The sequence below is a fragment of the uncultured Oribacterium sp. genome (assembly GCF_902481605.1).
GTDB classification, from domain to species: Bacteria; Bacillota; Clostridia; order Lachnospirales; family Lachnospiraceae; genus Oribacterium; species Oribacterium sinus.
This window is the reverse complement of sequence record NZ_CABSXI010000011.1, coordinates 39,565-51,210: the sequence shown is the minus strand read 5'-3', so window position 1 is coordinate 51,210 and position 11,646 is coordinate 39,565. Positions and strand designations below refer to the sequence as shown.

The 11,646-nt window shown below is 45.1% G+C and carries 8 protein-coding genes; all 8 read left to right on the top strand.

The features are described 5' to 3' along the window. The first annotated feature begins 314 nt into the window (after nt 1-314). The 8 genes from RDQ32_RS03520 (at nt 315) to RDQ32_RS03485 (ending at nt 11,638) form a co-directional block, all read left to right on the top strand. On the top strand, nt 315-809 hold the full coding sequence (locus RDQ32_RS03520; protein WP_007157587.1) for a MarR family transcriptional regulator: 495 nt from the start codon (nt 315-317) through the stop codon (nt 807-809). Between the two features lie 269 nt (nt 810-1,078). After that, nucleotides 1,079-3,217, top strand: coding sequence for a protein translocase subunit SecD (gene secD, locus RDQ32_RS03515; protein ID WP_308579134.1), 2,139 nt, complete (start codon nt 1,079-1,081; stop codon nt 3,215-3,217). A 33-nt stretch (nt 3,218-3,250) separates the two neighbouring features. Further along, entirely contained in the window at nt 3,251-4,423 is a 1,173-nt protein-coding gene (gene tgt / locus RDQ32_RS03510; protein ID WP_308579135.1) for a tRNA guanosine(34) transglycosylase Tgt, read from the top strand. Nucleotides 4,424-4,458: 35 nt separating this feature from the next. Next, the gene (gene yajC, locus RDQ32_RS03505) at nt 4,459-4,740 is read left to right on the top strand and encodes a preprotein translocase subunit YajC (RefSeq protein WP_183683751.1); all 282 of its coding nucleotides are present in this window, start codon (nt 4,459-4,461) and stop codon (nt 4,738-4,740) included. Nucleotides 4,741-4,842: 102 nt separating this feature from the next. Beyond that, on the top strand, nt 4,843-5,913 hold the full coding sequence (locus RDQ32_RS03500) for a D-alanine--D-alanine ligase family protein (protein WP_308579133.1): 1,071 nt from the start codon (nt 4,843-4,845) through the stop codon (nt 5,911-5,913). A gap of 313 nt (nt 5,914-6,226) precedes the next feature. Further along, nucleotides 6,227-6,643, top strand: a complete 417-nt coding sequence (locus RDQ32_RS03495) for a DUF1934 family protein (RefSeq protein WP_308579132.1) — start codon at nt 6,227-6,229, stop codon at nt 6,641-6,643. Nucleotides 6,644-6,704: 61 nt separating this feature from the next. Further along, nucleotides 6,705-7,211, top strand: a complete 507-nt coding sequence (locus RDQ32_RS03490) for a hypothetical protein (RefSeq protein ID WP_308579131.1) — start codon at nt 6,705-6,707, stop codon at nt 7,209-7,211. Nucleotides 7,212-7,738: 527 nt separating this feature from the next. Beyond that, nucleotides 7,739-11,638 (top strand): DNA-directed RNA polymerase subunit beta, encoded by a 3,900-nt coding sequence (locus RDQ32_RS03485; RefSeq protein WP_308579130.1) that lies wholly within the window; start codon nt 7,739-7,741, stop codon nt 11,636-11,638. The last annotated feature ends 8 nt before the right edge of the window (nt 11,639-11,646 follow it).

Sequence of the window (11,646 nt, the reverse complement as noted above, 5' to 3'; positions counted from 1 at the left end):
CCGATGAGGGCAATCTGAGCCCGCCGGCACTTGCGAAAAACAAAGGAACTGCTGTTTTTCGCTTAGTGTCCGCTGCAGGGCGAAGTTAGCGGGAGCGTGCCCGAAGAGGAAGGCTGTACCGCAGAATGCGTTTCTATACTTCTTTTCTGCCCTCGGATTCGGAATGGAACCATTAAAACCCCTTATATAAAATCATTTTATTAATAACAGTTGAAATTTTATAGAAAAATTCCTTATAAGCTATAGGCAAATGAAAGTTTTTCTGTTAAAGTTTAACAAGTCACAGTTTATTTATTTCAAGAAGAGAGAATGCTATGTTTAGTGAATCGATTATTGAGTTGTACAACAAGTTTCGAATTTATTTTTATATGCAGGTGTTTGCGAAATTCGAAAAGAGAGAGGCCAGTCTGACCACTGTAGAAAGCTATAGCATTGAATGTATCAAGGCTCTGGGAGAGCCGACGGTACAGGAATTTGCCATTATGATGGGAATTTCCGCTCCTAATGCCGCCTATAAGGTGAATGCCTTAGTGCAGAAGGGCTACATCGAGAAAATTCAGGATGAAAATGATCGAAGAGAGTTCCACCTTCGTCCCACGAAGAAGTTTTGGGATTATTACAATGTTTCCTACAGTTATGTAAAGACTGTAGAAGCTCGTTGTAAGAAGCGTTTCAGCAAGGAGGATTTGGCAAAGTTTGAAGAGATGGTAAAGATTATTACCACAGAGCTTATGCCTGAGCTGGATACCAGGAAATTTACCAAAACAGGATTTGAAAACCACGTCAGCATCGGTGAAGTGGAAGAGTAAAAGTAACGGAAGAATCGAAAAAGTCCCCTTGGCCAAGAAGGCCTTGGGGATATTTTTTTGAAAAAATCCCGTATTTCCAGGAAAGGAATTGCCTTTTTTCTTGCGAGCAGGGTGAGCCTATGATAATATAAACCGGTATATGCCCGAGTGATGGGAGTAACCGGAAAACTTCGGAGAAAACAGGGATAAGGGCGAAATCTGGTGAAACATTTTTCCTTTTCCGGAGGAGAAAAGCGTTTCACCAAATTCGATTGTAAAGGAAGTAGAAGATGAACAAGAAATCAAATGCAGTGCTACGGCTTATCGGAATCCTCCTGCTGACCATAGCTTTTTGCGTTTTGGGTTACCTGAATGCAAAAAACATTAAGCTGGGCTTGGACCTGAACGGTGGTGTGTCCATCACCTACCAAACCGTGGAAGAGAATCCTACCGCCGAGCAGATGAGTGACACGGTGTATAAGCTTCAAATGAAGGCTCAGAGCTATTCCACAGAGGCGCAGGTATATCAGGAAGGAAAGAATCGTATCAATATTGATATTCCCGGAGCTACCGATGCCAATGAAATTTTGGCGGAGCTTGGAGAGCCGGGTACCCTGCAGTTTGCGGATGAGGATGGCAATGTTCTTCTTACCGGTGACGATGTAAAAACAGCTACTGCGGGAATGACCAACCAGAACAACAATCGTGAATATGTGATTGAGTTGCATTTCACAGAGGCAGGTGCGGCAAAATTTGCGGAAGCCACCAAGAACAATGTGGGAAAGCGTATCTTCATTATCTATAACAATGAAGTCATTTCTTCTCCAAATGTTAAAGAAGCGATTACCGGCGGACAGGCCAGCATCAGTCCCATCGAAAGCTATGAGCAGGCGCAGAAGATTGCTTCGACCATTCGTATCGGTGCTTTGCCGGTTAGCCTGACAGAGCTTCGGTCCAATGTAATCGGTGCTACCTTGGGTGCGGAAGCGATTTCCACCTCTTTGAAGGCTGCGGCTATCGGTATTGCATTGGTTATGCTTTTCATGCTTTGTGTTTATCGTATCCCCGGTCTTGCGGCATCTCTGGCTCTTTTCATGTATGTGGGGCTGGAAATGGTGCTGATGCAGGCCTTTGAAGTTACCCTGACTTTGCCGGGTATTGCCGGAATTATTCTATCCATCGGTATGGCGGTGGACGCCAACGTTATTATCTTCACCCGAATTAAGGAAGAAATCGGTGCCGGAAATTCCGTAGATAAGGCAATTAAGTCAGGATTTGAAAAGGCCTTGTCTGCAATTTTGGACGGTAACATCACTACTTTGATTGCGGCGGCAGTGCTGTATGTCCGTGGTTCAGGAACCGTAAAGGGCTTTGCAACCACCTTGGCCATCGGTATTATCATTTCTCTGATTACTGCACTTTTTGTAACCAGAGGATTATTAACTGCTTTTTTCGCTTTGGGAGCGACAAACCCCAAGCTCTACGGTATTAAGAAGGAAACCAAGGTAATCAACTTTATCGGTTTCAGAAGAATTGCCTACAGCATTTCTTCCTTAGTAATTATTGTGGGATTCATTTTCCTGGCAATGAATAAGAAAAATACCGGAGATATCTTTAACTATGACCTGGACTTTAAGGGAGGTTCCTCCACTACCATTACCTTCGATAAGGATTTGTCCATGAAGGAGATAGATAGTGAGGTGATTCCTCTGTTTACCGCGGCTACCGGGGGAAATGCTTCCACCCAGGCTGCTAAGGTTGCGGGAACCAATGAGGTTATTATTAAGACCAGAACCATGACCACCGAGGAAAGAACCAAGCTGTATGACAGTCTTCAGGAGAAGTTCTCCATTTCCGAGGATAAGATTGTTACCGAGAACATTTCCGGTGCGGTTTCCACAGAAATGAAGAAGGATGCGGTTTGGGCTTTGCTGATCGCTATCTTCTGTATGCTGATTTATATCTGGATTCGATTCACAGACATTAAGTTTGCCTCCGCTTCCGTAATGGCCTTGTCTCATGACGTATTGATTACCGTTACTTTTTATGCGGTACTTCGCTGGGCGGTGGGCTCAAACTTTATTGCTTGTATCCTTACCATCGTAGGATATTCCATTAACGCTACCATCGTTATCTTTGACCGTATCCGTGAGAATTTACACAACGGTACCAAGAAGAAGGGATTGGAATATGTGGTAAATGAGGCGATTTCCAGTACGGTAACCCGTTCAATCAATACCTCACTGACTACCTTTATTTCCGTATTTGTGCTCTACATCTTCGGTGTAAGCTCCATTCGGGATTTCACCTTACCCTTGATGGTGGGTATTGTAGCCGGCGCTTGGTCTTCCGTATGTATCGCAGGACCGCTTTGGTTTGATTTTGTGATTCTTTCCAAGAGAAAGAAGGAACAGCTTATCAAAAAGTAAAACAGTAAAGAGGTGACTATGGCAGCTGCCAAAATGAAATATGAAATCAAAGGGCAGTGCGGAAGAGCCAAGTCTGCCCATGTGGAAACCGTCCATGGTGTGATTGAAACCCCGGTCTTTATGAATGTGGGTACTGTGGCAGCCATCAAGGGCGGGGTATCCACGGATGATCTCCGCCTGGTACATACCCAGGTGGAGTTGTCCAATACCTATCATCTCCATGTGCGAACCGGAGACAAGGTTATCCGGGAGCTGGGAGGCTTACACAGGATGATGAATTGGGACAAGCCTATCCTTACCGATTCCGGCGGTTTTCAGGTTTACAGTCTGGCCAAAACCGGAAGAAAAATTCGGGAAGAAGGGGTGGAATTCCGCTCCCATATAGATGGAAGAAGGATTTTCATGGGACCGGAGGAATCCATGCAGATTCAGTCCAACTTGGGCTCTACCATTGCCATGGCCTTTGACGAGTGTCCGCCGGCCTTGGCGGAGCGGGATTATATTCTTCCTTCCGTGGAGAGAACCACCCGTTGGCTTCTTCGTTGTCAGGCGGAGATGAATCGTTTGAACAGCCTGGAAGATACCCTGAATCCTAAGCAGATTCTCTTTGGGATTAATCAGGGAGGGGTTTTGGAAGATATTCGTATCGACCATGCCAAGCGTATTACGGAGTTGGATTTGGAAGGCTATGCAGTTGGCGGTCTGGCCGTGGGAGAAAGCCATGAGGATATGTACCGGATTTTGGATGCGGTGGTTCCTCATTTGCCCCGGCATAAGCCTACTTACCTTATGGGGGTAGGAACTCCGGAAAATATGATTCAGGCTGTGGATCGGGGAATTGACTTTTTCGATTGTGTATTCCCCAGCAGAAACGGAAGACATGGTCATGTGTATCATGCCACCGGGAAGCTGAATCTTTGGAACCTGGCTTATGAAAAGGATATGCGTCCCATTGAAGAGGGCTGTGATTGCCCGGCTTGCAAAGGGATTCGAAAAGAGGACGGAACGTATACCGGCGGTTATTCCAGAGCCTATATCCGCCATCTTTTAAAGGCGAAGGAAATGCTGGGAATGCGGCTTTGCGTTTTACATAATCTTTCCTATTACAATCGCCTGATGGTGGAAATGCGTAACGCCATTCGGGAAAATCGTTGGGAAAGCTGGAAGACGGAAGCCTTATATAAACTAAAAATACAAAACTCCTAAGGGAGAAGATTTGACAGAAGAAAAGGAGATACATTATGGCAGGATTGGGAGCAGTAGGTTGGATTATTTATGCGGTAGTGATTATTGCCATGTTCTATTTTTTGGGTGTTCGTCCTCAGCAGCAGGAAAAGAAAAAACTGCAGGATTTGATGAGCTCCCTTGCTGTGGGAGATACGGTTCTTACCAGTTCGGGATTTTACGGTGTCATCATTGACCTTACCGAGGATACGGTAATCGTAGAGTTCGGCGGAAACAAGAACTGTCGTATTCCGATGCAGAAGACAGCCATCGTTCAGATTGAGAAGGCTTCCAACTAAGGCTTTGATCGAGAGTAGAGCAGATTTTGTTTTAAGCTTTCAAAATACTTATTCTCCTGCTTGGGAAGAATAAGATGTTTTACAAAAATAGAAAGAAGGAAAATGATGAGGAAGACCCTGGTTTTACTTTTTGGGGGACAGTCTACAGAACATGAGGTTTCTTGTCGCTCTGTGCTCACGATTAAGAGGGCGGTAAATCAAGAAAAGTACAAGGTGCTTTGTATCGGTATTACGAAATCCGGGGAATGGATTCCGGTGGAGAAAGAAGAAGCCATTGAAGACGGAAGCTGGAAGGAAAGTGCAGAGAGAGCCATGATTCTTCCGGACGCAAAGCTTTCTTCCGTGCTTTTTCTGGGGAAAAACGGAGAAAGTCATTTGGAAAAAATTGATGTAGTCTTTCCGGTGCTTCATGGCAAGGATGGAGAAGACGGAACCATTCAAGGACTTTTGGAGATTGCCAGAATTCCCTATGTGGGCTGCGGGGTACTTTCCTCTGCGATTTCTATGGATAAGGTTTATACTAAGATGGCGGTGGAAAAGCCTTTGGCAAAGATTGGCGTTCGACAGGCTAAGTATATCTCCTTTGTGCGAAGCCAGTGGGAAAATCAGGAGAAGATTATTTCCAAGGTGGAAGCTGCTCTTTCCTATCCGGTGTTTGTAAAGCCTTCCAATGCAGGCTCTTCCTGCGGCGTAAGTAAGGCAAAGGATAGAGAGGCCTTAAAGAAGGCGGTGGAAAATGCCCTTTCGGTGGATAGAAGAGTCTTGGTGGAAGAAAGCATTACAGGAAGAGAACTGGAATGTGCAGTATTCTCCGGAAAAGAAGGGCAGGTAGAAAGCTCCTCTGTGGGAGAAATTCTTGCGGCAGCAGAGTTCTACGATTATGACGCCAAATATAATAATCCGGATTCCAAGACGGAACTCCAGCCGGATATCTCCGGGGAGATTGAAGAGAAAATCAGAAAGGCGGCTGAGACGGTCTTCTTAGCGGTGGACGGCTTCTCTCTCTCCAGAGTGGATTTCTTCTTGTCCGGGGAAGAGGTGATTTTTAATGAAATCAATACTATGCCGGGCTTCACTTCTATTTCCATGTATCCCATGCTTTTTAAGAAAAAGGGATATTCCATAGAAGAGCTGGTAGAGAAACTTCTAGAGAGTGCTTTTCATAGACCTTAAGAATTTCATAAATAATTATTTCCGTGGACTTTAAACTTTTTTGCAAGATTGTGCTATACTAAGTACACAATCAATTTGATTTTAAATGTTTGATTTCCATTCTCCTAGGGGCTCTGTTATGCACGCAGGGTCCCTATTATATTGCCAAAACTAAGAGAGAAACGAAAAAGTTCAAAGCTGCTCAATCAAAATGCTGCTTCCTGAGGCGGCAGCTCCCAAAATAAAAAATAGAAATTAATTAAGGGAGAGGAACAATACTCTGTTAAAGAAAGTTACTATAAAGGAAAGATTTTGAAAAAGATGAGGAACTGAAATGAAAGTCAAGATGACTATGCATACCAGACAAAAATATGATGGAGATTTGGATAGCTTTGAACTGGAAAATTCCGGGGTGCTGATACAAAGAGGAGAAGTGTTTCTTTTAAGTTATTTCCAGGAGGGAGTGCATCACAGTATGAAGCTTTTTCCTTCGGAAAAACGGTTAGAGATAGTCCGGAACTGGAAGGAAGAGGAAAGTCTGGTCTATGAGGGCGGCGTTCGCTGGAAGGTGAATTATGAAACGGAGGTAGGGGTTCTGCCATTGGAATTTGATACGGCGGAGGTAGATTTTCGGAATACAGAACTTCAGAAGGGGAGAGCCGAAATCCGGCTTTATTATACTCTTTTTCAATTTGGGCAGAAGGTGGCGGAGACAGAACTCTCCATTGCAATTTTCCCCTTTTCGGAGTAAAATATAAGAGTTTCTTTGCGCAAAAAGCAGATAGGTTTTATAGACTGGAAATGAGGTGTACATGGTACTGGCAATTTCTCCACAAAGTATTATTTCGATTTTGTTGGTGGTTTTAATCTTGCTCTTTGGAGTATTAGTGCTTTTGTATTTTATGGGAAGACGCTTGCAGGAGAGGCAGGCGGCTCAACAACCTATGATTGAAGCCAATACTATGGAAGTATCCATGTTGATTATTGATAAGAAGAAGCTGAGTGTAAAGGCGGCTGTGGCAGCAGGATTGCCGGAACAGGTGGAGAAGGAACTTCCCTTTTATCTTCGTTTTTCCAAGCTTCCTATTGTAAAGGCTAAGGTAGGACCAAAGATTTTGGCTCTTATGGCCGATCCCACTGTATATGAAATCCTTCCCGTTAAGAAGGAAGTAAAATGTGCGGTATCCGGAATCTATATCCGCTCCATCAAGTCTGTAAGAGGTGGTGTGGTACCTGAGGCACCAAAGAAAAAAGGACTTTTTGCCAATTTAAGAAAGAAGGCGGAAGACGAAGTGAAGAAGCAACAGGCAAAGAAATAAGGCATATCAGAAACGCGGAAAATAAGAAAAGTAGAAAATAAGAAAAAGCCGGGTTTTATGAGAAAGAATTAGCTTTGCGTAAAAAAGAGGCAGAGTCGATGGCTTTTCTAAGAAACAGGTCCGGAAAAGGGGTAATCTGAGCCCGCCGGTACTTACTGAAAGCAAGAGAAACGAAGCTTGAAGTTAGTACCGCTGCGTGGCGAAGTTAGCGAGAGCGTGCCCTCTTTCCGGACCTGTTTCGTAGAAAAATATTAAGAGCCATATTTCTCCTTGACAGAAAAAGGTAAAGAATGGTAGTATGAAGTTTGCTTATTTGGCCGGTAGGGGGATAACTCTGCCTATTTTTCGTCCAAAGGAAGAAAAATACCAAAGAAAAGTGAACGTATCGTCAACTAATCCATAAATTAAAGGAGTTTCCCGAGTTGTTTTAAGCAGATTATAATACTAAAGGCAAATTGGGACAAGTTTTATTGTGGATTCTTAGCAAAGAGATGAGATATATCTCGGATATTAGGGGTGAACGGTCGATGAAAAAAAGCAAAATGCATCCGGTGCAAACCGGAAAGAATCTCAGAATGACTTTCTCTCAGAGTAAAGAAGTTCTGGAAATGCCAAACCTCATTGAAATCCAAAAGGATTCCTATGAATGGTTTTTGCATGAAGGCTTGAGGGAGGCCTTTGATGATATCTCTCCCATCCAGGACTTTGCAGGACATCTTAGCTTGGAGTTTGTGAATTTCAAACTGGCTAAGGAAGAGGCAAAGTACAGCATAGAAGAGTGTAAGGAAAGAGATGCAACCTATGCAGCTCCCCTTAAGGTTAAAGTTCGCCTCTTTAATAAGGATAAGGAAGAAATCAATGAACATGAAATCTTCATGGGTGACCTTCCTTTAATGACAGAGAACGGCTCCTTCGTCATCAACGGTGCGGAAAGAGTTATCGTTTCTCAGTTGGTGCGTTCTCCGGGAATTTATTATGGGGTAGACCATGATAAGGTAGGTAAGGAGCTTTACAGCAGTACCGTCATTCCAAATCGTGGTGCCTGGATTGAGTACGAAACAGACTCCAATGACGTATTCTTCGTTCGTGTAGACAGAACCAGAAAGGTACCGGTTACTGTCTTTATTCGTGCGCTTGGCGTAGGTTCCAACAAGGATATTCTTGATTTATTCGGAGAAGATCCAAAGCTCTTAGCTTCTATCGACAAAGATCCTTCTGAAAATTACCAGGAAGGTCTCTTAGAGTTATACAAAAAAATTCGACCGGGAGAACCGCTTTCCGTGGACTCCGCCCAATCCCTATTGAACTCCATGTTTTTTGACCCAAGACGCTATGATTTAGCCAAGGTGGGACGATACAAGTTCAACAAGAAATTACATTTTAAGAACAGAATCAAGGGCCATGTATTGGCTGAGGCTGTTTATGCACCGGAGACCGGAGAACAGCTGGCTGAGGCAGGTGCAACCGTTAGTCAGGAATTGGCGGAGCAGATTCAGAACGCCGCTGTTCCCTTTGTTTGGATTGACGGTCCTACAAGAACCGAGAAGGTGCTTTCTTCCATGCAGGTGGATATTAAGGAGTGGATTCCCGCTTCCATCAATCCTGAGGAGTGCGGCATCAATGAATTAGTATTCTATCCTGCCTTAAAGGAGCTTTTAGCTTCCGTGGAAGGACAGGGAGAGGACGCACTGAGAGATGCGATTCGTAAGAACATCCACAGCCTGATTCCAAAGCATATTACTAAGGAAGATATTTTTGCTTCCATCAACTATTTACTGAATCTGGATGAAGAAATCGGCACAGTGGACGATATTGACCACCTGGGAAATCGTCGTATTCGTGCCGTTGGAGAGCTTTTACAGAACCAGTATCGTATCGGATTGTCCCGTATGGAAAGAGTAGTAAGAGAGAGAATGTCCACCCAGGATATTGATGAAATTACTCCTCAATCCTTAATCAATATTAAGCCCGTAACGGCAGCGGTAAAGGAATTCTTCGGTTCCTCTCAGCTGTCTCAGTTCATGGACCAGAACAACCCGCTTTCCGAGCTTACCCATAAGAGGAGACTTTCCGCATTGGGACCCGGCGGTCTTTCCAGAGATCGTGCAGGTTTCGAGGTGCGAGACGTACACTATACCCACTACGGAAGAATGTGTCCTATCGAGACCCCTGAAGGACCGAACATCGGTTTGATTAACTCCTTGGCTTCTTATGCAAGAATTAATGAGTACGGTTTTATCGAGGCGCCTTACTTAGTGGTAGATAAGACCGATCCGGCCAATCCGGTGGTTACCAATCAGGCGGTATATCTTGCCGCAGACGAGGAAGACCAGTTCGTGGTTGCTCAGGCGAATGAGCCTCTGGATGAGGAAGGACATTTTAAGCATGATAACGTTTCCGGTAGATATCGGGATCAGACTTCTGCTTTTCCCAAGACCAGTATTGATTTAATGGACGTATCCCCGAAGATGGTATTCTCGGTAGCGACTTCCATGATTCCTTTCCTGCAAAACGATGACGCGAACCGTGCCCTGATGGGATCCAACATGCAGCGTCAGGCAGTGCCGCTTTTGATTACCGAATCTGCAGTGGTGGATACCGGTATGTCCAGCAAGGCGGCGGTAGACTCCGGAGCCTGCGTAGTGGCGAAGAACAGTGGAGAGGTTACTCTTTCTTCCTCTGCAAGAATCTTGATTAAGAGAGATAAGGACGGAGGAATTGACGAGTATAAGCTGATGAAGTTTATGCGTAGTAACCCCAGTAACTGTTATAACCAAAAGCCCATTGTCAATACCCATGACAGGGTAGAGGCAGGGGATGTTATTGCAGACGGTCCTTCTACAAAGGACGGCGAGATTGCCTTGGGAAAGAACCCCTTAATCGGATTTATGACTTGGGAAGGTTACAACTACGAGGACGCGGTTTTACTTTCCGAGCGTTTGGTACAAAACGATGTTTACACCTCCGTTCATATTGAAGAGTATGAGTGTGAGGCCAGAGATACAAAGTTAGGACCTGAAGAAATTACCTCTGACGTTCCCGGTGTAGGTGATGATGCCTTAAAGAATCTGGACGAAAGAGGAATTATCCGTATCGGTGCGGAGGTTCGTGCCGGAGATATTCTTGTAGGTCGTGTAACGCCAAAGGGAGAGACAGAGCTTACCGCCGAGGAGCGTTTGCTTCGTGCCATCTTCGGTGAGAAGGCAAGAGAAGTAAGAGATACCTCCTTAAAGGTACCTCACGGTGCTTACGGAACCGTTATTAACACCATGGTTTATACCAGAGAGAATTCCGACGAGTTGGCTCCGGGAGTTTCCCAGTCCGTTCGTATCTATATCGCCCAGAAGAGAAAAATCGGTGTGGGAGATAAGATGGCGGGACGTCACGGAAACAAGGGTGTAGTTTCCAGGGTGCTTCCTGTAGAGGATATGCCATACCTGCCAAACGGTCGTCCCCTGGATATCGTATTGAATCCTTTGGGTGTGCCTTCCCGTATGAATATCGGACAGGTCTTGGAGTTACATCTTTCCTTAGCGGCGAAGGCCCTGGGCATTGATGTTTCTACCCCGATCTTTGACGGTGCAACCGAGGTGGATATTCAGCAGACCCTTTTACTGGCAAATGATTATGTGAATCTTTCCTGGGAAGAATTTTCCGAGAAGCATAAGGAAGAATTGGATCCGGAAGTATATGCTTATTTGGGCGAGCATCTTGACCACCGTAAGGAATGGCAGGGTGTGCCTATCGGCATTGACGGAAAGGTACAGCTGAGAGACGGAAGAACCGGAGAGAAATTTGACAGTCCTACTTCCATCGGCTTCATGCATTATTTGAAACTTCACCACCTGGTAGACGATAAGATTCATGCCCGTTCTACCGGTCCGTACTCCATGGTTACTCAGCAGCCTCTGGGAGGTAAAGCCCAGTTCGGTGGACAGCGTTTCGGAGAGATGGAGGTTTGGGCTTTGGAGGCCTACGGTGCAGCGTATACCCTGCAGGAGATTCTGACCATGAAGTCCGATGATGTGGCAGGTCGTGTAAAGACCTACGAAGCCATCATCAAGGGACAAAATATTCCGGCGCCGGGAGTGCCCGAGTCCTTTAAGGTGCTTTTAAAGGAAATGCAGGCTCTGTGTCTGGATATGAGAGTGCTGGATGAGAATCAGCAGGTAGTAGAGATCACGGAAGATCTTTACGATGCAAATCAGGATATGCACAGACTCTTATCCGGCGGTGATTATCGTCAGGATAAGCAGGAAAACTTCGGAGCCTACGGCTATACCAAGCAGGAATTCCAGGATGGAGAGCTGGTGGATGCCGAGGAAAATGAAGAGAGCGCAGAAGAGGATGACTCTATAGAAGAGCTGGATCAGGATGATTTTTATTCCTTAGCTTCCGACTTCGGTGATGATGGTGATAACGAGTAGAGGAGGAA